We start from the raw sequence: 25,578 nt of genomic DNA, 5'->3' as shown, positions 1-25,578 counted from the left end.
TCTAACGAAACTTATTTTATAAAGCCTCGGTAGTGTCGTTTTACCAACTGGCTTTCCAGCTGCTTCATCGTATTCAGTGCAACACCGACGACGATTAGTAAGCTTGTTCCGCCGATTTGGACGGCTGCTGGAAGGTTAGCAACACTGCCTAGAATGATCGGGAAGATAGAAACGACTGCCAAGAACAGTGCTCCAACAAAAGTTAAACGGTAAATGACTCGAGTCAAATACGTTTCGGTGTTTTTACCAGGTCGAATACCAGGTACATAACCACCTTGCTTTTGTAAGTTTTCAGCCATTTGCTCAGGGTTAACTTGAACAAATGTATAGAAATACGTAAAGGCAATGATCAATCCGACGTATATAACCATACCAATTGGTTGTGTGTAATCAAATATATATTGTACCGTTGAGGCAAATTCATTTCCTTCAAAAAATCCTGCTACGGTCTGAGGTGCAATGACAAATGAAATTGCAAAAATAATTGGAATAACGCCTGCTGCGTTTACTTTTAATGGTAAATGTGCAGAGTGTCCTCCAACAGGTGAACGATTAACCGTGCGTTTTGCATACTGTATTGGTATTTTACGCAACGCTTGTTGGATGAATATGACACCAACAATAATCGCAACGACAACTAGTAATATAATAGCCAAGATGGCAATATTAATGAATAACTGGTCGCCTGCACCTGAAATAAATTGTTCATATAGCTGGTTAATTGCATTCGGGAATCCGGCAATAATACCAGCAAAAATGAGGATGGAAATTCCGTTCCCTACCCCATACTCAGTGATCTGCTCTCCTAACCACATTAAGAAAGTCGTACCGCCAGTCAATACAATGGCTATGACAAAGTAAGTCATAATGCTTGGATCCTGAATAAGTGATCCGTTAGTCATCTCGTTGAAACCGACAGACATCCCTATTGCTTGAAGGAAAGCTAAACCGACTGTTCCGTAACGCGTAACTTGAGTCAATTTCTTTCTGCCTTGCTCTCCCTGTTTACGCCATTCCGTAAATTTCGGTACGACGTCCATTTGAAGCAACTGCATAATAATCATCGCTGTAATGTAAGGGAAAACACCCATTGCGAAGATTGAGAACTGACTTAACGCTCCCCCACCAAAGGTATCGATAAATCCAAAAGAGTTAACCTCATCCATCATCGTTAATGCATTTTTATCCGTAAAAGGAACAGGAATAAAAGTTCCCAAACGGAAAATAATGAGCACACCTAAGGTGAAAAGGATTTTGCTGCGAATGTCAGCTACGCGAAACATATTGATAAATGTGCTGAACATTAGATCACCTCAGTTTGACCGCCTGCAGCTTCGATTGCCTCTTTCGCCGAAGCAGAGAATTTATGCGCTTTAACAGTCAATTTTTTATCTAAGCTACCGTTGCCTAGAACTTTCACGCCTGCTTTCAACTTACTGACAATACCTTCTTCAAGTAGAAGTTCTGGAGTTACCTCTACACCTTCATCAAATCTATTTAATGTCTCTAAATTTACAATGACATATTCTTTACGGTGAATATTTGTGAAACCACGTTTTGGAAGACGTTGGAATAATGGTAACTGTCCGCCTTCAAATCCTGGACGAGTACCGCCTCCGGAACGTGCATTCTGACCTTTATGTCCACGGCCTGAAGTTTTTCCGTTCCCTGTAGCCATACCACGACCTACACGGTTTCTTTTCTTACGGGACCCTTCAGTACTTTTTAATTCATGAAGTTTCATTCGAGCACCTCCTCTTTGAAAAACTCTTGTTATTTTTCGTTCACTTGAACAAGATGGGATACTTTATTGATCATACCGCGAACAACAGGTGTATCCTCACGAACGACTGTTTGATGTCTTTTTCTCAGCCCAAGTGCTTCAACTGTTCTACGTTGGTCTTGTTTGCTTCCAATGACACTCCGTGTGAGGGTAATTTCTAATTGTTTAGCCATGTAAATCCCTCCTTATCCTTTCAGTTCTTCGGCTGACTTACCACGTAATTTACTTACTTGTTCTGCCGTTTTTAGTTCACTCAATCCTTGGATTGTTGCACGAACCATGTTAATAGGTGTATTTGAACCTAATGATTTAGAAAGGATATCTCCTACACCAGCAAGTTCCAATACAGCACGAACAGGTCCACCAGCAATAACCCCTGTACCTTCAGTAGCTGGTTTCAAAAGGACGTTTCCAGCTCCGAGTTGACCATGAATTTGGTGAGGAATAGTTGTGCCGACGATTGGCACACGTACCAAGTTCTTTTTACCATCCTCAATAGCTTTTTTAATCGCGTCAGGTACTTCTTGTGCTTTCCCTGTACCGAAGCCTACATGGCCATTTTTATCTCCAACGACAACGAGTGCTGTGAAACGGAAACGACGACCACCTTTCACAACTTTCGCTACACGGTTGATTGTTACTACACGTTCTTCAATATCAAGCTTGCTTGCGTCGATTTGTTTACTCAATTCATTTCCCTCCTTTTACGATCACGTTTAAAATTCCAACCCATTTTCACGAGCTGCATCCGCTAAAGCTTTTACGCGTCCGTGATAAAGGTAACCTCCACGGTCAAATACGACAGATTTTACATTTGCATCAGTCGCACGCTTCGCGAGAAGTTCACCAACTTTTTGAGCTGCTTCAACATTACCTGTTGCATCCAATTTCAATTCCGGGTCGACAGTAGAGGCACTTGCTAAGGTTTTGCCTGCTGTATCATCGATCAATTGAGCATAAATGTGTTTATTTGAACGGTATACGTTTAAACGCGGACGCTCGGCAGTGCCGGTAAGGTCACGGCGTAAACGATAATGACGTTTTTTACGAGTTGCATTCTTATCCTGCTTCGTAATCATTTAAGTCACTCCTTTCTGTCTCTTAACGGAAGTTATTTCGCAGTTTTACCTTCTTTTTGGCGTACATACTCGCCTTCATAACGAATACCTTTTCCTTTATAAGGTTCAGGTGTTCTGATTGCACGAATATTTGCTGCGGTTGCGCCGACTTTCTCTTTATTGATCCCTTTAACAACGATTTTCGTGTTCGTTGGGCATTCGATTTCAATGCCTTCCATTGGATCTACTTCAACTGGATGGGAATATCCAGCGTTAACGATTAGTTTATTACCTTGCATTTGTGCACGGTAACCAACACCATTGATCTCAAGTGCTTTTTCAAAGCCTTTTGTTACACCTTCTACCATGTTCGCAATGATCGTACGTGTCGTACCATGCAATGAACGGTGTAGTTTGCTTTCACTTGGACGCTCAACAACGAGTTGATTGTCTTCGATATTCACTTTCATATCTTCATGAATTGTACGTGACAATTCACCTTTTGGTCCTTTTACGTTCACTGTAAGACCATCTACTTTCACTTCAACGCCTTCTGGCAATTCAAGTGGTTTAAAACCGATACGTGACATTTATTCCACCTCCTGACTACACTTTCTATTACCAAACGTATGCTAGTACTTCGCCGCCGATAGCTTGCTGACGAGCTTCTTTATCTGTCAATACACCTTTTGAAGTTGAAACAACAGCGATGCCAAGTCCGTTTAATACGCGAGGCAGTTCGTCTGCTTTCACATAAACACGAAGTCCTGGTTTACTGATTTTCTTAATACCAGTGATTACACGCTCGTTGTCTTGGCCATATTTCAAGAATAGTCGCAATACACCTTGTTTACTGTCTTCAATATATTCATAATCACGAATGAAACCTTCTCGCTTCAAGATATCTACGATTTCTTTCTTCAAGTTGGAAGCTGGAACTTCCAGTTGATCATGGCGAGCCACGTTTGCATTTCGGATTCTAGTTAAAAGATCTGCAATTGGATCTGTCATTGCCATTAGATTTTACCTCCTTCCCTACAATGGGGTTTACCAGCTAGCTTTTTTGACGCCTGGGATTTGTCCTGCGTGAGCTAAGTCACGGAAACAAATTCGGCATAGCTTAAATTTACGGATTACTGAATGTGGACGTCCACAACGTTGGCAACGTGAATATTCACGAACGGAATATTTCTGTTTGCGTTTTTGTTTAGCAATCATTGATTTTTTCGCCACGATTTATCCTCCTTTTTACGTTCATGTTATTGTTTGAACGGCATTCCGAATTGCGTAAGAAGTTCACGGGCTTCTTCATCTGTCTCAGCAGTTGTCACAATTACGATATCCATTCCACGAACTTTATTTACTTTATCGTAATCAATTTCTGGGAAGATCAATTGCTCTTTGACACCAAGCGTATAGTTTCCACGTCCATCAAATGCTTTGTTGGAGATTCCGCGGAAGTCACGCACACGTGGCAAGGAAACAGCGATTAGCTTTTCGAGGAAATCGTACATGCGCTCTCCACGAAGTGTTACCTTGGCACCAATTGGCATTCCTTCACGTAGACGAAAACCTGCAATCGATTTTTTGGCACGTGTAACTACTGGTTTTTGACCTGATAGTGTTGCTAGTTCTTCAACTGCGTTATCAAGTGCTTTTGAATTTTGAACTGCATCACCGACACCCATGTTGATCACGATTTTCTCAACTTTCGGTGCTTGCATTACTGAACTGTAATTGAATTTTTCAACTAAGTTAGAAACGACTTCATCTTTGTATTTTCTTTTTAATTCATTCATTCTGTAGCCCTCCTTTCACTGCTAGACTATTTATCTAAAGCTTCGCCCGATTTCTTTGCGATTCGAACTTTTTTACCGTCTTTCACTTCATAACCGACACGTGTTGGTTGGCCACTTTTCGGATCGATTGGCATAACGTTCGAAACATGAATTGGTGCTTCGATTGTCAAAATTCCACCCTGTGGATTATCTTGAGAAGGCTGTGCGTGTTTTTTTACATAATTGACGCCCTCAACCAAAACACGTTCTTTCTTAGGAAACGCTTCTAAAATCGTTCCTTCTTTACCTTTATCTTTACCGGAAATAACGACTACTTTATCGCCTTTCTTTACATGCATGAATCGTGCACCTCCCTTGAAGGGTCTAATTTCTATTTTTTATAAAACTTCTGGAGCTAGTGAAACGATCTTCATGAACTTGTTGTCACGAAGTTCACGAGCTACCGGTCCAAAAATACGTGTACCACGAGGACTCTTATCATCACGAACGATTACTGCTGCGTTTTCATCGAAACGGATATAAGAACCATCCTTACGGCGAACACCGCTTTTCGAACGAACGATTACTGCTCTTACTACTTCACCTTTTTTGACAACGCCGCCTGGTGTAGCGTTCTTAACGGAACATACGATGACATCACCGATATTCGCTGTCTTACGCCCTGAACCACCAAGAACTTTGATCGCTTGAACTTCACGAGCTCCGGAGTTGTCAGCAACTTTTAAACGGCTTTCCTGTTGAATCATATCAATGAAACCTCCCTTCGGATTCAATCCGAGCGAACTATTATATAATTACAGCTTCTTCTGTAACTTCAATTAAACGGAAACGTTTCGTTTTTGATAACGGACGAGTTTCCATAATACGCACAACGTCACCAGTTTTCGCTTGGTTGTTTTCGTCGTGAGTTTTGAATTTCTTTGAGTACTTAACACGTTTTCCATATAGCGGATGGAATTTGTACGTTTCTACCAACACAGTGATTGTTTTATCTGTTTTGTCAGATACTACACGGCCAGTGTAAACTTTACGGTTATTGCGTTCACTCATTTGAGGTTGACCTCCTCTCAATTGTCAATTAATTAACGCCGATTTCTCTTTCACGAATTACTGTTTTCAAACGAGCAATGGATTTTTTGACTTCACGGATACGTACCGTGTTTTCAAGCTGTCCTGTCGCTAATTGAAAACGTAGGTTAAAGAGTTCTTCTTTTAAAGATTTTACTTTTTGTTCAATTTCGGCAGTGGTTAGTTCTCTGATTTCATTAGCTTTCATTGCTTTCACCACCAATTTCTTCACGTTTTACAAACTTAGTACGGATTGGAAGTTTGTGAGACGCAAGACGAAGTGCTTCACGAGCAACCTCTTCATCAACTCCGGCAATCTCAAACAAAATTCTTCCGGGCTTTACAACTGCTACCCAAGATTCAGGGGACCCTTTACCGGAACCCATACGTACTTCAAGGGGTTTTGCTGTTTTTGGTCTGTCCGGAAAGATTTTAATCCAAACTTTACCGCCACGTTTCATGTAACGAGTCATTGCAATACGGGCAGCCTCAATTTGTCGACTTGTGATCCATTCACCTTCAAGAGCTTGAAGGCCATATTCTCCAAATGCTACTTCAGTTCCACCTTTCGCACGACCTTTTAAGCTCACGCGATGTGGTTTACGGTATTTTACACGCTTTGGCATTAACATATTGCTAATCCCCCTTCCTTATTTTTCGTTTTTTGTTGGAAGGATCTCACCACGGTAAATCCACACTTTAACCCCAAGTTTTCCATAAGTGGTATCAGCTTCTGCAGTTCCATAATCGATATCTGCACGAAGTGTGTGTAGTGGTACTGTTCCTTCACTGTAGTATTCAGCACGAGCAATGTCTGCTCCGCCTAGACGTCCGGAAACCATAGTTTTAATTCCTTTAGCGCCAGCACGCATTGCGCGTTGAATGGACTGCTTTTGAACACGACGGAATGAAACACGGTTTTCCAACTGACGTGCAATATTTTGAGCAACTAATGTTGCGTCTAAGTCAGGTTTCTTAACTTCTACAATGTTGATATGAACTTTCTTGTCTGTCATGTTGCTTAGCTTTGTACGTAAAGCATCAACTTCAGATCCACCTTTACCGATCACCATTCCTGGTTTAGATGTGTGGATTGAGATATTCACTCGATTTGATGCTCTTTCGATTTCAACGTTTGATATGGATGAATCAGCTAAGCGTTCTTCAATATAATCACGGATCATGATATCTTCATGCAATAGGTCAGCGTAATCTTTCTCTGCGAACCATTTAGAGTCCCAATCACGGATGATTCCTACACGAAGACCATGAGGATTGATTTTGTTACCCACGAACTATCCCTCCTTCTGTTCTGTTACCACTACTGTAATGTGGCTGGTACGTTTATTAATTGCTGTAGCACGACCTTGTGCGCGCGGACGAAATCTCTTCAATGTAACACCTTCATTGACATATACTTCTGATACGATCAATGAATCAGTATCCATTTCATAGTTATGCTCTGCGTTTGCGACAGCAGAGTAAATAAGTTTTTCTACAATCGGTGAAGCAGCACGGTTCGTGTGCTTAAGAATTGCGATAGCTTCGCCTACTTGTTTTCCTCGAATTAAATCAACGACTAAACGAGCTTTACGAGGAGCAATACGGACTGTTTTAGCTACGGCTTTAGCTTGTTGCATCATGCAAACCTCCTCTCAACTAGCGTTTTGTTTTCTTATCGTCACCAGCATGACCTCTGTACGTACGTGTCGGTGCAAACTCACCTAGTTTGTGACCGACCATATCTTCCGTGACATATACTGGCACATGTTTGCGTCCATCATACACAGCAAAAGTGTGACCTACGAAATGTGGGAAGATGGTAGAACGACGAGACCATGTCTTGATCACTTGTTTTTTATCATTTTTATCTAGCTCTTCGACTTTTTTCATCAGATGATCATCTGCGAAAGGTCCTTTTTTCAAACTACGACCCATAAATAAACCTCCCTTCGTGACTAAGCAACTTGTTGCTTTTCATCGTTATTTCTTACGACGACGCACGATATATTTGTCTGAAGCTTTGTTACGTTTACGTGTTTTAAGTCCAAGTGTCGGTTTACCCCAAGGTGTAACTGGAGACGGCATACCGATAGGTGCACGACCTTCACCACCACCGTGTGGGTGATCGTTAGGGTTCATAACAGAACCACGTACAGTTGGTCGGATACCTTTCCAACGACTACGTCCAGCTTTACCAACACGAGTCAACTCATGTTCAATGTTTCCGACTTGGCCAACAGTAGCTCGGCAAGTACCTAAAATCATTCTTGTTTCTCCAGAAGATAAACGTACAAGTACGTACTTATCGTCTTCACGTCCAAGAATTTGAGCTTGTGCACCTGCAGAACGAACAAGCTGTCCGCCGCGGCCTGGTTTCAACTCAACGTTGTGAATTGTTGTACCTACTGGCATTTTGTTAAGTGGTAATGCATTACCTACTTTAATGTCAGCTGTTTCACCAGACATAATTTCTTGACCTACTTTAAGTCCTTTCGGTGCAAGAATATATCGTTTTTCACCATCTGCATAATGGATTAAAGCTATATTTGCTGAGCGGTTTGGATCATATTCGATCGTAGCAACGCGTCCTGGTATACCGTCTTTGTTACGACGGAAATCAATTACGCGGTACTGACGCTTATGTCCACCACCCTGATGACGAACCGTCATTCTCCCTTGGTTGTTACGTCCAGCTCTTTTCTTGAGTGGAGACAAGAGACTTTTTTCAGGTGTAGAAGTCGTAATTTCATCATTTGTTAATGTACTCATGTTACGACGACCGTTACTTGTCGGTTTATATCTTTTAATCGCCATCATATTTCCCTCCTTTTAAATTCGATTTAAGGTTTAGGCACCTTCAAAGAAATCTAGATCTTTACTGTCCTCAGACAATGTAACGACGGCTTTTTTCGTATTCGGACGATAGCCTCCGTGACGACCCATTCTTCTGAATTTACCTTTTTTATTCGCTGTGTTTACTTTTACAACATCGACATCAAAGATTAATTCTACGGCATCTTTAATTTCTGTTTTGTTCGCTTTTGTAGAAACTTCAAAAGTGTACTTTTTATCAGCCATTAAATCCGCAGAGTGCTCTGTAATTATCGGGCGCTTAATAATATCTCGTGGGTCTTTCATTATGCAAGCACCTCCCCTGCTTTTTCAGCTGCTTCTTTCGTAATAAGAAGCGTGTCATGCTTCAATACATCAAGAACGTTCAATTGAGTTACTGTTAGAACTTCTACGCCTTGAAGATTGTTAGCTGAACGCACAACGTTTTCATCTTGCTCTGTTGTAACGATCAACGCTTTCCCATTGATATTTAAATTACCTAAAAGGTTAATAACGTCTTTTGTTTTTGGTGTTTCTAGCTTTAAATCTTCCAATACGTAAATGCTTTCTTCATTTACTTTTGTAGCTAAAGCTGAACGAATTGCCAAACGACGTACTTTCTTCGGTAATTTTGTACTATAGCTTCTTGGAGTCGGACCAAATACAGTTCCGCCGCCAACCCATTGTGGGGAACGAATGGAACCTTGACGTGCACGGCCAGTTCCTTTTTGGCGCCACGGCTTGCGGCCTCCTCCTCTTACTTCTGAACGGTTCTTTACTTTATGCGTGCCCTGACGCATAGAAGCTCTTTGCATAATAACAGCATCGTGAAGAACAGTTTTGTTCGGCTCAATACCAAATACGTTTTCAGCAAGTTCTACGCTTCCTACTTCTGATCCCGCTTGGTTATATAGTGCTACTTTAGGCATGACATTTCCTCCCTTCATTCGTTATTTGTTACGCCTGATCTGCACCAGTAATTTGTACGTAAGATTTTTTAGGACCTGGTACATTTCCTTTAACAAGGATTAAGTTGTTTTCAGCGTCCACTTTCACAATCTCCAAGTTTTGGATAGTTACTGTTTCTTTACCCATTTGACCTGGAAGCTTTTTGCCTTTGAATACACGCATTGGGTCAATAACACCCATCGCACCTGGTCCACGGTGATAGTGAGAACCGTGTGTCATAGGTCCACGTGATTGATTGTGACGTTTGATAGAACCCTGGAAACCTTTACCTTTGGAAGTACCAGTTACGTTCACTTTTTCTCCTGCTTCGAATACATCCACACTTAGATCTTGACCTACTTCATACTCGTCAAGATTTACGTTACGGATTTCGCGAACGAAGCGCTTAGGGTTCGTGCTCGCTTTCTCAGCATGACCTTTTTCAGCTTTGTTCGAACGACTTTCCTTTTTGTCTGTGAAACCGAGTTGGATCGCATTGTAGCCATCGTTTTCTTCGGTTTTCTTTTGAAGTACGACATTACCTTCAGCTTGAATGACAGTAACAGGGATTAATTCGCCGTTATCTGCGAAAAGCTGTGTCATGCCGACTTTACGTCCTAAGATTCCTTTCGCCATCCGTTACACCTCCTAAAAATTTATAATTTAATTTCGATATCAACGCCAGATGGTAAATCTAAACGCATTAATGAATCCACTGTTTGTGGTGTTGGGCTCAAAATGTCGATTAACCGTTTATGTGTGCGCATCTCAAATTGCTCACGAGAATCTTTGTACTTGTGTACAGCACGCAAAACAGTGTAAACAGCACGCTCTGTAGGTAGTGGTACTGGACCTGATACGTCAGCACCTGAACGTTTTGCTGTCTCAACGATTTTCTCAGCTGATTGATCTAAAACTCTGTGATCATAAGCCTTTAAACGAATACGTATTTTTTCATTTGCCATTACTTTCCCTCCTTTTTCGCCTATATTAAAACAGACATACTCTGCGAAAATTTCCTCAACACCCGCCATGGCAAAGGGGCCGGGTGTTTCAGCAACCTTTCGCTTCATCGCCTTGGTTTTCTGCAACATTACTAATTATAAAGAATTTCAGCCTTCAATGCAAGGGAAAACTAGAATTCTTTCTGTTGCAAATACCTTTGCTATTATACAGAGATATTTGGTTGATTTCAAGGGATTTGTGGATGATTTTTTTGGTAATATAATTAAGAGATTATAGATAGTTTTCGATTATATTTATCGTGACTATTTTGGTTGGCAATTACGATTTAAATTCCGTAGAACTCTTTCTGCTTATTTGTTTATTGATGGTCAGATAAATGACCTATACGACTTCAGTGGTCACTTTTGTTTCGTTCGAGAGTGTTGAAGGTTTCTATATGACTTTTTAGCTTATTTTTCGGCTCGTTCGGCGGTATAGAGTACTCCTATTCGACCTTTCAGCTTATTTTTTGGCTCGTTCGGGGGTATAGAGCACTCCTATTCGACCTTTCAGCTTATTTTCTGGCTCGTTCAGGGGGATAGAGCACCCCTATTCGACCTTTCAGCTTATTTTTTGGCTCGTTCGGGGGTATAGAGCACTCCTATTCGACCTTTCAGCTTATTTTCTGGCTCGTTCGGGGGGATAGAGCACCCCTATTCGACCTTTCAGCTTATTTTTTTGCTCGTTCGGGGGTATAGAGCACTCCTATTCTACTCTATAGCTATTTTTTCTCGCCTGTTTGGGAGTATAGATCCGCTACCATACGACTGTCCAGCATAATTTCTTGCCCGCTCAGGGATATAGAAAAACACTGTAGCGTAAAAACACCGCCTACCCATTAACTGGATAAGCGGTGTTTGTAATTTTGTACAATAATTATTTTTGGATAGACGCTACAACGCCTGCGCCTACTGTACGTCCACCTTCACGGATTGAGAATTTAGTACCTTCTTCAATCGCGATTGGGGAGATTAGTTCAACGTCCATTTCAACGTTGTCACCAGGCATTACCATTTCAACGCCTTCTGGCAATTGGATAACACCAGTCACGTCAGTTGTACGGAAGTAGAACTGTGGACGGTAGTTAGTGAAGAATGGTGTATGACGACCACCTTCATCTTTTGATAGTACATAAACTTCAGCTTTGAAGTTTGTGTGTGGAGTGATTGAACCAGGCTTAGCTAGTACTTGACCACGGTTGATTTCTTCACGGGATACACCACGTAGAAGAGCACCGATGTTGTCTCCAGCTTCAGCATAGTCTAGAAGCTTACGGAACATTTCAACTCCAGTGATTGTTGTTTTAGAAGCTTCTTCGGCAAGACCGATGATTTCAACTTCGTCACCAACAGAGATTTGTCCACGCTCAACACGGCCAGTTGCAACTGTACCACGGCCTGTGATTGAGAATACGTCCTCAACTGGCATCATGAATGGCTTGTCAGTGTCACGCTCTGGGTTTGGAATGTAGTCATCTACTTTTTCCATAAGGTCAAGGATTGCTTTTTCGTGCTCTTCGTCACCTTCTAGTGCTTTAAGAGCAGAACCTTGTGCAACTGGAATGTCGTCGCCAGGGAAGTCGTAGTCGCTTAGTAGGTCACGAACTTCCATTTCAACTAGTTCTAGTAGCTCTTCGTCGTCAACTTGGTCAGTTTTGTTCAAGAATACAACGAATGCTGGCACGCCAACTTGGCGAGAAAGCAAGATGTGCTCACGAGTTTGTGGCATTGGGCCATCAGCTGCAGATACAACTAGGATCGCACCATCCATTTGAGCAGCACCAGTGATCATGTTTTTAACGTAGTCTGCGTGTCCTGGGCAGTCAACGTGTGCATAGTGACGGTTTGCAGTTTCATACTCAACGTGGGAAGTCGCGATTGTGATTCCACGCTCTTTTTCTTCTGGAGCACCGTCGATTTGATCATAAGCCATTGCAGAACCTTCACCGTAATGCTTGTGAAGTACAGTAGTGATTGCTGCAGTTAGAGTAGTTTTTCCGTGGTCAACGTGTCCAAGAGTACCAATGTTAACATGGGGCTTGGAGCGGTCGAATTTTTCTTTAGCCATTTATATTTCCTCCTTAAATGAAATAAAAGTTTTTTTATTTATATTGTCATGTTGTCTTTTGGCATTATACCAAAAGACAACAACTTACAATACTTTTATAAGTGATTTATTAATAAAAATCAATTATTGTCCACTATTTTTCTTAATGATCTCTTCAGAAATCGATTTTGGAACTTCTTCATAGTGATCGAAGTACATAGTGAACGTTCCACGTCCTTGCGTGTTAGAACGAAGTGATGTTGCGTAACCGAACATTTCAGCAAGTGGGATGAATGCATTAACGACAGATGCGTTTCCGCGGCTACCCATTCCTTCAACACGGCCACGACGAGAAGTAACATCACCCATGATGTCTCCCATGTATTCTTCAGGAACAACGATTTCTACTTTCATCATTGGTTCCAATAGAACTGGGTTACATTTGTTTTTAGCTTCTTTAAGAGCCATTGATGCTGCTACTTTAAAGGCAGTTTCGTTAGAGTCAACATCGTGGTAAGAACCGTCATATAGTGTCGCCTTGACATCAATTAATGGGTATCCGGCAAGTACACCGTTTTCTAACGATTCTTTAATTCCTGCTTCAACAGCTGGGATGTATTCACGTGGAACAACCCCACCAACAATATTGTTAACGAATTCGAAGCCAGCTCCTTCTTCGTTTGGTTCGAATTTAACCCAAACGTGACCGAACTGTCCACGACCACCTGACTGACGTACGAATTTACCTTCAGCGTTTGCAGAAGCACGGAACGTTTCACGGTAAGCAACTTGTGGTGCACCAACTTGTGCATCTACTTTGAATTCACGTTTCAAACGATCAACGATGATATCAAGGTGAAGTTCACCCATACCGTGAATGATTGTTTGACCCGTTTCTTCGTTTGTTTCCGTTTTGAACGTTGGATCTTCTTCAGCAAGTTTCGCTAAAGCAGTACCCATTTTATCTTGGTCAGCTTTTGATTTTGGTTCAATCGCGACACCGATAACTGGGTCAGGGAAGTCCATTGATTCTAAAATAACTTGGCTCTTCTCGGCACAAAGTGTTTCACCTGTACCAGTTTCTTTCAGACCGACACCTGCAGCAATGTCTCCTGCATATACAGTGTCAACTTCTTCTCTGTGGTTTGCGTGCATCTGTAGGATACGTCCAACACGCTCACGTTTATCTTTGATTGTGTTTTGGACATATGAACCACTAGACAACGTACCTGAGTATACACGGAAGAATGTTAACTTACCAACATAAGGGTCAGTCATAACTTTAAATGCCAATGCTGAGAATGGCTCGTTATCATCAGATTTACGCTCAACTGTTTCCTCAGTTTTCTTATCGAAACCTTGGATTGGAGGTACATCTAATGGTGATGGCAAGTAGTCTACTACACCATCTAGTAGAAGCTGAACACCTTTGTTTTTAAATGCTGAACCACAGAATACTGGGTAGAAATCAACATCTACAGTTGCTTGACGAATTCCTGCTTTCAATTCTTCTTTGGAAATTTCTTCACCTTCCAAATACTTATCCATCAGGTTTTCATCAAGTTCTGAAATAGCTTCAACTAGGCGATCGCGATATTCCTGTGCTTGCTCTTTATACTCATCAGGAATTTCTGTATCTGATGCTTTCGTTCCTAGGTCATCTTCATAGATGTATGCTTTCATTTCAACCAAGTCGATAATTCCTTCGAATTGGTCTTCAGCACCGATTGGTAGCTGTACTGGGTGAGCATTTGCCCCCAATCTTTCTTTCAATGTGCCTACGGAATAAAGGAAGTCAGCCCCCACTTTATCCATTTTGTTAATAAATACAACACGTGGTACGCCGTATGTTGTTGCTTGGCGCCAAACTGTTTCTGTTTGCGGCTCAACTCCAGACTGTGCGTCTAACAATGCTACAGCACCGTCAAGAACACGTAGGGAACGTTCAACTTCTACTGTAAAGTCAACGTGTCCTGGAGTATCAATGATATTGATACGATGGTCATTCCACTGAGCTGTTGTCGCAGCAGAGGTAATCGTGATTCCACGCTCCTGCTCCTGATCCATCCAGTCCATTTGGGATGCACCTTCGTGAGTTTCTCCGAGTTTATGAATTCTACCAGTATAGAAAAGAATCCTTTCAGTACAAGTAGTTTTACCGGCATCAATGTGAGCCATGATCCCGATATTACGATATTTGTCTAAGGAGAACTCTCTTGGCATAATCATTTCTCCTTTCTGCATAACTGCTATGTTTTTTTATTAAATGATTTTTACCAGCGATAGTGTGCGAAAGCTTTGTTGGCTTCAGCCATTTTATGCATTTCTTCACGACGTTTCACTGCTGCACCTGTATTGTTGGCTGCATCCATGATTTCATTCGCAAGACGCTCTTCCATCGTTTTCTCTCCGCGGAGTCTTGAATAGTTTACGATGAAACGTAAACCTAGCGCTTGGCGACGTTCTGGACGAACCTCCATTGGTACTTGGTAGTTGGACCCACCAACACGTCTAGCACGAACTTCAAGAACAGGCATAACGTTTTTCATTGCTTCTTCAAATACGTCCATTGGGTTTTGACCGGTACGTTCGCCGACAAGATCAAACGCATTATAAAGAATTTTTTGGGCAACACCTTTTTTACCGTCAACCATAATTTGGTTGATTAGGCGTGTTACTAGTTTTGATTCGTGAATCGGATCTGGCAACACATCTCTTTTTGGTACGGCTCCTTTACGTGGCATAGCTACTCCTCCTTTCTTCATCGTTTATCGTTGTTACTTATTTTTTTGCTTTTTTCGCACCGTATTTAGAACGGCTCTGTTTACGTCCTTCAACACCGGCAGTGTCTAATGCACCACGTACGATGTGGTAACGTACCCCTGGCAAGTCTTTTACACGGCCACCGCGAATTAATACGACACTGTGCTCTTGCAAGTTGTGTCCAATTCCAGGAATGTAAGCTGTAACTTCAATCTGGTTAGACAAACGAACACGTGCATATTTACGAAGTGCTGAGTTTGGCTTTTTAGGAGTCATGGTAGCAACACGTGTACATACTCCACGTTTTTGAGGAGCGTTGTTATTCGTAAATTTTTTCTTGAACGAGTTGAAACCTTTGTTAAGTGCTGGAGAGTCAGATCCTTTTGTTTTGGATTGACGACCTTTACGCACTAATTGGTTAATAGTTGGCATGTTGTTTCCTCCCTTCTCGTCTCGTTTTGTAATCCCACACATCCAGGTGGTTCATCTTTAAGCAAAAAACAAAACTCAACACGAACAGGTCGTGCAAAGTTTATTTTTTGATTGCCACTGTAGCTGCGCCTACTTCAATACCACTTGCTTTCCCCAATTGTTTCATCGATTCGACAAATACAACGGGTACGTTCATTTGGTCAGCAGTAAGCAGTATGTGATCCGTCACACGTCGTTCAGCATTTTCTGCAACAACGACTTCTAGTACTTCGCCATCTCTCATGGCTTTTTGTACTTGTTTCGCTCCAATGACTAAATTATTTTTAGCTTCTGCTACTTTTTCATAAGACATTCTCGTAATCCTCCAAAGTAACAACTTTAGTATGAAGCACCTTGAATATATTATCATTGTCTAAAAATGTTGTCAATGATAATATCAATCTTTTTCAAGGTGCTTCACACCTTATATTTCTTGTGTTTGTTCTTCTAAGTTTTCTTCCTCTGTTTCTTGAAAAGCTTCATCTTTTTCAGCTTCTAAGCGTCGATATCTTTGTAACCCCGTACCTGCTGGGACAAGCTTACCGATGATGACGTTCTCTTTCAATCCGAGCAATTCATCGTACTTACCTTTTATCGCTGCATCTGTCAGTATACGTGTAGTCTCCTGGAAGGATGCCGCAGACAAGAAGGAATCTGTTTCAAGTGATGCTTTCGTAATTCCGAGAATTACCGGTTTAGCTGTTGCTGGTTGTTTACCCTCCAACAACACTTCTTGGTTCGCTTCTCTGAACTGATTGACTTCCATGAGTGAACCAGGAAGCAATTCTGTATCTCCGGCATCGTTTACACGGACTTTACGAAGCATTTGACGGACCATGACTTCAATGTGTTTGTCACTGATCTCAACACCTTGCATACGGTATACTTTTTGTACTTCTTTAAGCAAGTATTCCTGTACGCCTTGTGTTCCTTGAACAACAATCAATTCTTTCGGATCGATGGAACCTTCTGTCAACGCCTCGCCTGATTCTACGACGTCTCCAACTTCTACTTTTATACGTGCATTGTACGGTGTTGTGTAAGTCTTTGTTTCAACGTCACTTTGTACAATGACTTCTTTTTTATCTTTTTCACTGTTAATATCCGTAACCGTTCCGTTGATTTCTGTGATAACTGCTTTACCTTTCGGATTACGCGCCTCAAAGACCTCTTGAATACGTGGTAAACCTTGGGTAATATCATCACCTGCAACCCCACCTGTGTGGAAGGTACGCATCGTCAACTGAGTACCTGGCTCACCAATCGATTGAGCGGCAATAATACCAACTGCCTCTCCAACATCTACTTGGTCGCCTGTTGCCATGTTACGTCCATAACACTTATTACAAGCACCATGTTGCGTGTTACATGTGAATACAGAACGGATTGTTACTGATTCAATGCCCGCTTCTAAGATTTCAGCGGAAATATCTTCAGTAATTAACTCATTACGTTGAACGATGACTTCGCCTGTTTCTGGATGTTTCACAGCTCTGAACGCTGTTCTTCCAACTAAGCGATCACTTAAAGGAACGATGACCTCGTTTCCTTCCTGTATAGTGGAAACCGTCATGCCACGGTCAGTACCGCAATCCTCTTCACGGATGATGACATCTTGTGCAACATCTACCAAACGACGTGTTAAGTAACCAGAGTCTGCCGTTTTCAGCGCCGTATCTGCAAGACCTTTACGTGCACCGTGCGTGGAAATAAAGTATTCCAAGACAGTTAGTCCTTCACGGAAGCTCGATTTAATTGGTAGTTCGATAATTCGTCCAGATGGGTTAGCCATCAAGCCACGCATACCTGCAAGCTGCGTAAAGTTAGATGGGTTACCACGCGCACCCGAGTCACTCATCATGAAGATTGGGTTCAACGGTTCCAATGACTTCATCAGTTTTTCTTGAATGACGTCTTTGGCATCTGTCCAAATTTGAATGACACGGTCATAACGTTCGCTGTCCGTGATAAGTCCTCGCTTAAACTGCTTTTGAACGTTATCTACTTTTTCTTGTGCTTCATCCAAGATCTCATTTTTATCTGCCAGTACAACGATATCGGAAACACCAATGGTAATCCCGGCTTTCGTTGAGTACTTAAAGCCTAAGTCCTTCAAACGGTCAAGCATCTTAGACGTCTCTGAAAGTTTATAAAACTTAAAGACTTCCGCAATGACATCTCCGAGAATACCTTTTTTGAATGGTAAATTCAGCTCGCGTTCTTTCAACGCTTCCTTCACATTGACGTCTCGATCGATAAAGTGATGATCTTCAAGTCCATCATGTAGATTCGATTTGGACGGTTCGTTCATGTAAGGGAACGTTGGCGGCAAGATATCATTGAAAATTATCTTTCCGACAGTTGTTAGCAATAACTTTTTGTTTTGCTCTTCTGTAAACTTCGGATTCTTCAATGAGCCTGCATCGATCGCAATCCGGCTGTGTAAATGAACATACCCGTTATCGTAAGCGAGTTTTGCTTCATCTGCATTACCGAATACAAACCCTTCACCAAGTGCGTTTTCTCTCTCAAGCGTCAAGTAGTAGTTTCCTAATACCATATCTTGAGATGGTGTAACGACTGGTTTTCCGTCTTTTGGATTCAAAATATTGTGTGCTGCAAGCATAAGAATTCTTGCTTCTGCTTGTGCCTCTGGTGAAAGTGGCACGTGAACAGCCATTTGGTCTCCGTCAAAGTCAGCGTTATATGCTGTACAAACGAGCGGGTGCAAACGGATGGCACGGCCATCTACCAATTTAGGCTGGAATGCTTGAATCCCTAAACGGTGCAGTGTTGGTGCACGGTTTAATAAGACAGGGTGTTCTTTAATGACATCTTCCAACACGCCCCAGATTTCTGGACGTAATCGTTCAATGTTTCGTTTGGCTGACTTGATGTTGTGTGCTAAACCGCGCTTAACGAGTTCACGCATAACAAACGGCTTGAATAATTCAATAGCCATCTCTTTCGGCAATCCACACTCATACATCTTCAAGTTCGGTCCAACGACGATTACTGAACGTCCGGAATAGTCAACACGTTTACCTAACAAGTTTTGACGGAAACGTCCTTGCTTACCTTTCAACATATGTGAAAGTGATTTTAGTGGACGGTTTCCTGGTCCAGTAACTGGACGACCACGACGACCGTTGTCGACGAGTGCGTCCACGGATTCTTGAAGCATCCGTTTTTCGTTTTGAACGATAATGGATGGTGCTCCAAGATCTAACAATCTTTTCAACCGGTTATTTCGGTTAATAACTCGGCGGTATAAGTCGTTCAAGTCGGACGTTGCGAATCGACCACCATCTAACTGAACCATTGGGCGTAGTTCTGGTGGAATAATTGGTAATACATCTAAAATCATCCAAGACGGATCATTTCCAGAATTACGGAATGATTCAAGGACCTCTAAACGTTTGATGGCTCTCGTACGTCTTTGACCTTGAGCTGTTTTTAACTCTTCTTTTAATTCGTGAACTTCCTTCTCCAAATCGATATCTTGAAGAAGTTTACGGATTGCTTCCGCACCCATTTGTGCATTGAAGACATTACCGTATTTATCATAATAAGTTCGGTATTCTCTCTCTGAAAGCAACTGTTTCTTCTCGAGAGGTGTGTCACCCGGCTCTGTAACGACGTAAGAAGCAAAGTAAATAATTTCTTCCAACGCACGTGGAGAGAGGTCTAACACTAGCCCCATACGACTTGGGATTCCTTTAAAATACCAAATATGAGAGACAGGGGCAGCTAATTCAATATGCCCCATACGTTCTCTTCGTACCTTTGATTTCGTTACTTCAACGCCACAGCGATCACAAACGACACCTTTATAACGAACACGTTTGTATTTACCACAGTGACATTCCCAATCTTTTGTCGGCCCAAAAATTCGCTCACAGAAAAGACCGTCCTTTTCAGGCTTCAATGTACGATAGTTAATTGTTTCTGGCTTTTTCACTTCACCGTAAGACCAAGAACGAATCTTATTCGGTGAGGCTAAACCAATTTTCATAAACTCAAATTTATTGACATCTATCAAGGAGCCTACCTCCCTTATTTTATCCTGCGATAGGTGGGTTTTATCTTCTGGCTTTATTCATCTGATGTTTCTTTGTTCTCTAGATCGACATTCAGCTGTTCGCCAGCTTGCTCATCGTCTTCTAAATCTCTCATGTCGATTTCGTTCTGTTCATCTGTCAGCATCTTAACATCCATTCCAAGACTTTGAAGCTCTTTGATCAAGACGCGGAATGATTCCGGTACGCCTGGTTCTGGTAAATTCTCACCTTTGACGATCGCTTCATATGTTTGTACACGACCAACGACGTCATCTGATTTAACGGTTAAGATTTCTTGTAGGGTATATGCGGCACCATACGCTTCCAATGCCCAAACTTCCATCTCACCGAAACGCTGTCCACCAAATTGAGCTTTACCACCAAGTGGCTGCTGTGTAACCAATGAGTATGGTCCAGTGGAACGAGCGTGCAATTTATCATCTACCATGTGTTCAAGCTTGATCAAGTACATGACACCTACGGATACGCGGTTATCAAATGCTTCACCAGAACGACCATCATAGAGAACTGTTTTACCATCTCTAGCAAGGCCGGCTTCTGTCATCGTTTCCCATACATCTTCTTCGTTCGCTCCGTCGAATACCGGTGTCGCAACATGAATGCCCATTTCTCTAGCAGCCATTCCTAAATGGAGCTCAAGAACCTGACCGATATTCATACGAGATGGAACGCCAAGCGGGTTCAACATAACGTCTACCGGGGTACCGTCTGGCATAAATGGCATGTCTTCTTCAGGTAGAATTTTTGAGATAACACCTTTGTTACCGTGTCTACCAGCCATTTTATCCCCTTCTGAAATCTTACGCTTCTGAACGATATACACCCGAACGAGTTTGTTCACACCAGGAGAAAGTTCGTCACCGTCTTCACGGTTAAATACTTTCACATCGTGGACGATTCCGCCTCCTCCGTTTGGCACACGAAGTGACGTGTCACGAACTTCACGAGCTTTTTCTCCGAAGATTGCATGTAATAAGCGTTCTTCCGCAGATAATTCAGTCATACCTTTAGGAGTTACTTTTCCGACAAGAATATCGCCATCGACGACTTCAGCACCAACGCGGATAATTCCGTCTTCATCCAAGTTTTTCAGTGCTTCATCTCCAACGTTCGGAATATCACGAGTGATTTCCTCCGGTCCGAGCTTTGTGTCTCTCGCTTCTGATTCAAACTCTTCGATGTGGATTGAAGTAAACACGTCATCCTTGACGAAGCGTTCACTCATGATGACCGCATCCTCGTAGTTATAACCATCCCAAGTCATAAATGCGACGAGGGCATTTCGACCAAGTGCCAGTTCACCATTATCCATAGATGGACCGTCTGCAAGGATTTCTCCTTTTACGACACGGTCGCCTTTTGAGACAATCGGCTTTTGGTTGTAGCACGTTCCTTGGTTCGAACGGATGAACTTTTGTAAGCGATAATGATCTAAATCGCCTTCTACTTCTTTTCCGTCTACTTCAGAGATACGACGAACGTAAATTTCTTTCGCATCTACTCTTTCAACAATTCCATCATGCTTGCTGATGACTGCAGCACCGGAGTCTTTTCCAGATACATATTCCATACCTGTTCCTACTAAAGGAGCCTCGGCACGCAACAATGGTACAGCCTGACGCTGCATGTTCGCACCCATCAATGCACGGTTTGAGTCATCGTTTTCCAAGAATGGAATGCAGGCTGTCGCAGCTGATACAACTTGTTTTGGCGAAACGTCCATATAGTCAATTTGATCACGATCGACGACAATGTTTTCACCACGGAAACGAGCAATGACTTCTTCGTTTTGGAATGTGCCATCATCATTCAAAGGTGCGTTCGCCTGTGCGACAATATAGTTATCTTCTTCATCTGCTGTCAGATAGTCCGTTTCGGTAGTAACTATACCTGTTTCATGATCGACTCTACGATACGGTGTTTCAATAAAGCCGAATGGATTTACACGCGCGAAGGATGATAATGAGTTAATCAACCCAATATTTGGACCTTCTGGCGTTTCAATCGGACACATACGACCGTAGTGAGAGTAGTGAACGTCACGTACTTCGAAACCAGCACGTTCACGCGTCAAACCACCAGGTCCTAATGCTGAAAGACGTCTTTTATGCGTCAATTCAGCCAGTGGATTCGTTTGATACATAAACTGCGAGAGCTGAGAACTTCCGAAGAACTCTTTAATAGACGCAATGACCGGTCGGATGTTGATTAATTGTTGCGGTGTAATCGATTCGCTATCTTGGATGGACATTCTTTCACGAACGACACGTTCCATTCTTGATAGACCAATTCGGAACTGATTCTGTAGCAACTCACCAACAGAGCGCAAACGACGGTTACCTAAGTGGTCAATATCGTCTGTGTTTCCGACTTCATGCAAAATATTAAAGAAATAGTTAATGGAAGCTAAAATATCTTCGTACGTAATATGTTTAATGTCTTGGCTGACATTTCCATTACTCACAACATTTAATGTTCTTTCGCCCTCTGGGTCTGTCGGGTCGAATATTTTAATGGATTGAACTTTAACTGGTTCATCTAACACGCCATCTTGCGGCTCCAAAATCTTTTCGCCAGCTGCGTCTTCTTCCTTCTCAAAGTAAGGAATCAATTTATCCAGTAAACGACGGTTCAGTTTGTCACCTTTTCGGGCGAGCACTTCACCAGTCTCTTCATCTGCAATCGTCTCTGCCAACACTTGGTTGAATAAACGATTTTTAATATGAAGCTTTTTATTCATCTTATAACGTCCTACCCGAGCTAAATCATAGCGTTTCGGATCAAAAAAGCGTGAGAACAATAAACTACGTGCGTTTTCAGCAGTAGGTGGTTCTCCAGGACGTAATCTTTCATAGATTTCAATAAGCGCTTTATCGCTATCTTCAGTATTATCTTTATCTAACGTATTACGTAAATACTCATTATCACCGATTAGATCGATAATTTCTTCGTCTGAGCTGAATCCGAGTGCACGCAATAAAACCGTGATCGGCAATTTACGGGTTCTGTCGATTCGTACATGAACAACGTTTTTTGCGTCCGTTTCCATTTCCAACCATGCACCACGGCTAGGAATGACGGTTGATGTGTAACCTTTACGACCGTTTTTATCAATTTTGTCATTGAAATAAACGCTCGGCGAACGCACAAGCTGGGATACAATAACGCGCTCTGCGCCATTGATGATGAATGTTCCGTTTTCTGTCATTAACGGAAAATCACCCATAAAGACTTCTTGTTCTTTCACTTCCCCAGACTCTTTGTTCAAAAGACGAACTTTTACCCGCAATGGGGCGTTATATGTCACATCTCTCTCTTTCGCTTCATCCAATGGATATTTAGGCTCACCTAAACTATAATCCACAAATTCCAAAGATAAATTACCGGTGAAATCTTCAATCGGTGAAATATCTCTGAACATCTCTTTCAAACCTTCTTCCAAGAACCATTCATAAGAAGCGGTTTGAATTTCAATTAAGTTAGGAAGCTCTTGAACTTCACTAATTCGCGCGTAACTTCTACGCTGGCGGTGTCGACCATATTGGACTAGTTGACCTAACAACTGCTTCACCCCTCAACTACCAGATTTAAAAGAAAGGGCTCTCTCATCCTAACTGATGAACCTCCACATTCATCGGAAAGGACTTTTCAGAAAGAGCTTAAGTAAAATAAAAATGGTCCGACAAGAATGCATGCCGAACTTGCTTGCTTTAAAAGGCTTAATGCAAGCATCTATTTGAACATTCAATAAGAATGTCAAGTTATAAAGTTATAAGTTAATAGAAGAAGTTTCATGTACCATTAAGACCTCAATTCATGTTTAATGAACGGTACCATTATCGGTTTATCTGAAGAATATTATACATCAGAACAGTAGAATCGTAACTTCATCTGTTTTTACCATCCAGATCTGCAGTCAAGTATTTTTTCAAAAAACACTTGACAAAAAAATAAATCTATTGGCATTTTTTAATGTTATCACACCGTATAATAGCTAGTCAAACTTTTTGGCACGTAAAATATAGTACCCTTTGTCTTTGCTGACAGTATCCACTTGTGAAAATAATGATTCCAGCTTTTTCTTTAATGAAGGTGCGCCCTGCTTTTTTTGTACCACGACCCATAATTCGCCACCAGGTTTTAATACGTCAAAGCTTTCTTCCATTATTCGATGAACCACTTTCTTCCCAGCTCGAAATGGCGGATTCGTAATGACCGAAGCAAATTGTTCATCTTTGACAGCAGATAATGCATCGCTAAAACGGACCTTCGCATTTTCCAAATCATTCAATTCAATATTCTCTTGCGCTAAGTGAATCGCACGTTCATTGACATCAACCATTACAACGGATCGTCCCGGAAATTGTTTTGCTAACGTGATTCCGATTGGACCATAGCCACAACCGACATCCAAAAATTCACCCATAACCTTCGGCTGCTTAAATTGTGCCAATAATGCTTTCGTGCCATAATCAACTTGTTTTTTGGAAAATACACCATCATCTGTTTGGAAAGTAAATGTGAACGTGTTTAATATTGCGTTGAAAAAAGTAGGATTGCTTTCACTTGTGGGGTGACGTTCATAGTAGTGCTCGCTCATTCAACCGACCACCTTCATTGATATATTGGAAAAATTCATCTGATAAGAACTTTATTGAATTCGTTCAATCAATGAAAAATCAAGCTCGCTGAACTGGTTCAGCGAGCTTATTGGAGTTTGTTGACTATTTAAGTTCGATTTTCGCGCCAACTTCTTCTAGTTTAGCTTTCATTTCTTCAGCTTCTTCTTTAGCTACGCCTTCTTTGATAGCGCCCGGTGCGTTGTCAACAAGTTCTTTCGCATCTTTCAAGCCAAGGCCTGTGATTTCACGAACTGCTTTAACAACTTTAATTTTAGAAGCACCTGCATCTTCAAGTACAACGTCAAAGTCAGATTTTTCTTCAGCAGCTTCTTCTCCGCCACCGCCAGCAACTGCAACTGGTGCAGCAGCTGTAACACCGAATTCTTCCTCAATAGCTTTTACTAAATCGTTCAATTCTAGAACGGACATTTCTTTAATCGCATCAATGATTTGATCTTTAGACATGTTAAATCCTCCTCAGTATTTTTTATTAACGTCTATACGATTAGGCGCTTATATTTAGGCACCTTCTTCTTCTTTTTGCTCTGCAATCGCTTTTGTTGCGTATGCAAAGTTTCTGACTGGAGCTTGTAGTACGCTTAAAAGCATAGATAGAAGCCCGTCGTGAGATGGTAGTTCGGAAAGTTCTTTGATTTGATCAAGTGTCGCAACGTTTCCTTCAACAATGCCACCTTTGATTTCCAAAGCTTCGTGCTCTTTCGCAAATCCACCTAACACTTTAGCTGGTGCAACTGCATCGTCTTCAGAGAAAGCGATGGCTGTCGGTCCAACTAAAACTTCGTGTAGTTCTTCAAAGCCTGCTTTTTCAGTTGCACGGCGTGTCATTGTGTTTTTGTAAACTTTATATTCAACGCCCGCTTCTCTCAATTGTTTACGAAGTTCAGTGACTTCTTCAACATTCAATCCACGATAATCAACTAATACAGCTGTTTTTGCATTTGAAAACTTTTCTGCGATTTCTTCTACGTGCTGTTTCTTTTGCTCGATAATTGAGCTCATCGTTCCACCTCCTAATTGAAATTTGATTCCTCATACCGTGAGCGTGTCAATCACTTTTATCCATTGGATTTTCCTAAA

32 protein-coding genes are annotated in these 25,578 nt (G+C 41.7%); all 32 read right to left on the bottom strand.

Annotation, left to right across the window (positions count from 1 at the left end):
* Positions 1 to 11: 11 nt before the first annotated feature.
* Positions 12 to 1,304 (bottom strand): preprotein translocase subunit SecY, encoded by a 1,293-nt coding sequence (secY, locus tag KC820_RS06805; RefSeq protein WP_212369584.1) that lies wholly within the window; start codon positions 1,302 to 1,304, stop codon positions 12 to 14.
* Positions 1,304 to 1,744 carry a 50S ribosomal protein L15 gene (gene rplO, locus KC820_RS06800; protein WP_144088764.1) on the bottom strand — a complete coding sequence of 147 codons (441 nt, stop codon included), beginning with the start codon at positions 1,742 to 1,744 and terminating at the stop codon, positions 1,304 to 1,306. Before rplO ends, secY begins: the two co-directional genes overlap by 1 nt.
* A 29-nt stretch (positions 1,745 to 1,773) precedes the next feature.
* Complete coding sequence (rpmD, locus tag KC820_RS06795) at positions 1,774 to 1,956, bottom strand: 50S ribosomal protein L30 (RefSeq protein WP_144088763.1); 183 nt, start codon at positions 1,954 to 1,956, stop codon at positions 1,774 to 1,776.
* Positions 1,957 to 1,968: 12 nt separating this feature from the next.
* On the bottom strand, positions 1,969 to 2,472 hold the full coding sequence (gene rpsE, locus KC820_RS06790; RefSeq protein WP_144163569.1) for a 30S ribosomal protein S5: 504 nt from the start codon (positions 2,470 to 2,472) through the stop codon (positions 1,969 to 1,971).
* 27 nt (positions 2,473 to 2,499) lie between these two features.
* Positions 2,500 to 2,862, bottom strand: coding sequence for a 50S ribosomal protein L18 (gene rplR, locus KC820_RS06785; protein ID WP_212369580.1), 363 nt, complete (start codon positions 2,860 to 2,862; stop codon positions 2,500 to 2,502).
* A 32-nt stretch (positions 2,863 to 2,894) separates the two neighbouring features.
* On the bottom strand, positions 2,895 to 3,431 hold the full coding sequence (gene rplF, locus KC820_RS06780; protein ID WP_212369577.1) for a 50S ribosomal protein L6: 537 nt from the start codon (positions 3,429 to 3,431) through the stop codon (positions 2,895 to 2,897).
* Between the two features lie 28 nt (positions 3,432 to 3,459).
* Positions 3,460 to 3,858, bottom strand: coding sequence for a 30S ribosomal protein S8 (rpsH, locus tag KC820_RS06775; protein WP_144088759.1), 399 nt, complete (start codon positions 3,856 to 3,858; stop codon positions 3,460 to 3,462).
* 30 nt (positions 3,859 to 3,888) lie between these two features.
* Complete coding sequence (locus KC820_RS06770; RefSeq protein WP_144088758.1) at positions 3,889 to 4,074, bottom strand: type Z 30S ribosomal protein S14; 186 nt, start codon at positions 4,072 to 4,074, stop codon at positions 3,889 to 3,891.
* Positions 4,075 to 4,100: 26 nt separating this feature from the next.
* Positions 4,101 to 4,640: a 50S ribosomal protein L5 gene (gene rplE, locus KC820_RS06765; RefSeq protein ID WP_144088757.1), complete on the bottom strand. Its 540-nt coding sequence runs from the start codon at positions 4,638 to 4,640 to the stop codon at positions 4,101 to 4,103.
* Positions 4,641 to 4,666: 26 nt separating this feature from the next.
* Positions 4,667 to 4,978 carry a 50S ribosomal protein L24 gene (gene rplX / locus KC820_RS06760; protein WP_212369574.1) on the bottom strand — a complete coding sequence of 104 codons (312 nt, stop codon included), beginning with the start codon at positions 4,976 to 4,978 and terminating at the stop codon, positions 4,667 to 4,669.
* A gap of 39 nt (positions 4,979 to 5,017) precedes the next feature.
* The gene (gene rplN / locus KC820_RS06755; protein ID WP_144088755.1) at positions 5,018 to 5,386 is read right to left on the bottom strand and encodes a 50S ribosomal protein L14; all 369 of its coding nucleotides are present in this window, start codon (positions 5,384 to 5,386) and stop codon (positions 5,018 to 5,020) included.
* A 40-nt stretch (positions 5,387 to 5,426) separates the two neighbouring features.
* The gene (gene rpsQ, locus KC820_RS06750; RefSeq protein ID WP_144088754.1) at positions 5,427 to 5,690 is read right to left on the bottom strand and encodes a 30S ribosomal protein S17; all 264 of its coding nucleotides are present in this window, start codon (positions 5,688 to 5,690) and stop codon (positions 5,427 to 5,429) included.
* A gap of 28 nt (positions 5,691 to 5,718) precedes the next feature.
* On the bottom strand, positions 5,719 to 5,916 hold the full coding sequence (gene rpmC, locus KC820_RS06745) for a 50S ribosomal protein L29 (protein WP_144088753.1): 198 nt from the start codon (positions 5,914 to 5,916) through the stop codon (positions 5,719 to 5,721).
* Positions 5,906 to 6,340, bottom strand: a complete 435-nt coding sequence (rplP, locus tag KC820_RS06740; protein WP_144088752.1) for a 50S ribosomal protein L16 — start codon at positions 6,338 to 6,340, stop codon at positions 5,906 to 5,908. The genes rpmC and rplP overlap by 11 nt, the downstream gene beginning before the upstream one ends.
* Before the next feature lie 18 nt (positions 6,341 to 6,358).
* Positions 6,359 to 7,000: a 30S ribosomal protein S3 gene (gene rpsC / locus KC820_RS06735; protein WP_212369570.1), complete on the bottom strand. Its 642-nt coding sequence runs from the start codon at positions 6,998 to 7,000 to the stop codon at positions 6,359 to 6,361.
* 3 nt (positions 7,001 to 7,003) lie between these two features.
* Entirely contained in the window at positions 7,004 to 7,348 is a 345-nt protein-coding gene (gene rplV, locus KC820_RS06730) for a 50S ribosomal protein L22 (RefSeq protein WP_144088750.1), read from the bottom strand.
* A 19-nt stretch (positions 7,349 to 7,367) separates the two neighbouring features.
* The gene (gene rpsS, locus KC820_RS06725) at positions 7,368 to 7,646 is read right to left on the bottom strand and encodes a 30S ribosomal protein S19 (RefSeq protein WP_144088749.1); all 279 of its coding nucleotides are present in this window, start codon (positions 7,644 to 7,646) and stop codon (positions 7,368 to 7,370) included.
* Between the two features lie 45 nt (positions 7,647 to 7,691).
* Complete coding sequence (rplB, locus tag KC820_RS06720; RefSeq protein WP_212369567.1) at positions 7,692 to 8,525, bottom strand: 50S ribosomal protein L2; 834 nt, start codon at positions 8,523 to 8,525, stop codon at positions 7,692 to 7,694.
* 33 nt (positions 8,526 to 8,558) lie between these two features.
* Entirely contained in the window at positions 8,559 to 8,849 is a 291-nt protein-coding gene (rplW, locus tag KC820_RS06715; RefSeq protein ID WP_144088747.1) for a 50S ribosomal protein L23, read from the bottom strand.
* Positions 8,849 to 9,472: a 50S ribosomal protein L4 gene (gene rplD / locus KC820_RS06710; protein WP_144088746.1), complete on the bottom strand. Its 624-nt coding sequence runs from the start codon at positions 9,470 to 9,472 to the stop codon at positions 8,849 to 8,851. The genes rplW and rplD overlap by 1 nt, the downstream gene beginning before the upstream one ends.
* A 28-nt stretch (positions 9,473 to 9,500) precedes the next feature.
* Positions 9,501 to 10,127: a 50S ribosomal protein L3 gene (gene rplC / locus KC820_RS06705; RefSeq protein WP_212369565.1), complete on the bottom strand. Its 627-nt coding sequence runs from the start codon at positions 10,125 to 10,127 to the stop codon at positions 9,501 to 9,503.
* A gap of 20 nt (positions 10,128 to 10,147) precedes the next feature.
* Complete coding sequence (gene rpsJ, locus KC820_RS06700; protein WP_212369563.1) at positions 10,148 to 10,456, bottom strand: 30S ribosomal protein S10; 309 nt, start codon at positions 10,454 to 10,456, stop codon at positions 10,148 to 10,150.
* Between the two features lie 916 nt (positions 10,457 to 11,372).
* Entirely contained in the window at positions 11,373 to 12,563 is a 1,191-nt protein-coding gene (gene tuf / locus KC820_RS06695) for an elongation factor Tu (protein ID WP_144088743.1), read from the bottom strand.
* 123 nt (positions 12,564 to 12,686) lie between these two features.
* Entirely contained in the window at positions 12,687 to 14,765 is a 2,079-nt protein-coding gene (fusA, locus tag KC820_RS06690; protein ID WP_212369614.1) for an elongation factor G, read from the bottom strand.
* 50 nt (positions 14,766 to 14,815) lie between these two features.
* Positions 14,816 to 15,286: a 30S ribosomal protein S7 gene (gene rpsG / locus KC820_RS06685; RefSeq protein ID WP_144088741.1), complete on the bottom strand. Its 471-nt coding sequence runs from the start codon at positions 15,284 to 15,286 to the stop codon at positions 14,816 to 14,818.
* A 37-nt stretch (positions 15,287 to 15,323) separates the two neighbouring features.
* Positions 15,324 to 15,737: a 30S ribosomal protein S12 gene (gene rpsL, locus KC820_RS06680; protein WP_144088740.1), complete on the bottom strand. Its 414-nt coding sequence runs from the start codon at positions 15,735 to 15,737 to the stop codon at positions 15,324 to 15,326.
* A gap of 100 nt (positions 15,738 to 15,837) precedes the next feature.
* Positions 15,838 to 16,089: a ribosomal L7Ae/L30e/S12e/Gadd45 family protein gene (locus KC820_RS06675; RefSeq protein WP_212369561.1), complete on the bottom strand. Its 252-nt coding sequence runs from the start codon at positions 16,087 to 16,089 to the stop codon at positions 15,838 to 15,840.
* A 111-nt stretch (positions 16,090 to 16,200) separates the two neighbouring features.
* Positions 16,201 to 19,818, bottom strand: coding sequence for a DNA-directed RNA polymerase subunit beta' (rpoC, locus tag KC820_RS06670; protein ID WP_212369558.1), 3,618 nt, complete (start codon positions 19,816 to 19,818; stop codon positions 16,201 to 16,203).
* Between the two features lie 53 nt (positions 19,819 to 19,871).
* A complete protein-coding gene (gene rpoB / locus KC820_RS06665) occupies positions 19,872 to 23,420 on the bottom strand; it encodes a DNA-directed RNA polymerase subunit beta (RefSeq protein WP_212369556.1) in 3,549 nt (1,182 codons plus the stop codon).
* 432 nt (positions 23,421 to 23,852) lie between these two features.
* Positions 23,853 to 24,458, bottom strand: a complete 606-nt coding sequence (locus tag KC820_RS06660; protein WP_212369552.1) for a class I SAM-dependent methyltransferase — start codon at positions 24,456 to 24,458, stop codon at positions 23,853 to 23,855.
* A 124-nt stretch (positions 24,459 to 24,582) separates the two neighbouring features.
* Complete coding sequence (rplL, locus tag KC820_RS06655; RefSeq protein WP_144088735.1) at positions 24,583 to 24,945, bottom strand: 50S ribosomal protein L7/L12; 363 nt, start codon at positions 24,943 to 24,945, stop codon at positions 24,583 to 24,585.
* A gap of 54 nt (positions 24,946 to 24,999) precedes the next feature.
* Entirely contained in the window at positions 25,000 to 25,500 is a 501-nt protein-coding gene (gene rplJ, locus KC820_RS06650) for a 50S ribosomal protein L10 (RefSeq protein ID WP_212369548.1), read from the bottom strand.
* Between the last annotated feature and the right edge of the window lie 78 nt (positions 25,501 to 25,578).

It is taken from the genome of Allobacillus saliphilus, assembly GCF_018138385.1.
GTDB lineage: Bacteria > Bacillota > Bacilli > Bacillales > Alkalibacillaceae > Allobacillus > Allobacillus saliphilus.
Note: the sequence above shows the minus strand (reverse complement) of the source record. Positions and strands in the feature narration are given on the sequence as shown.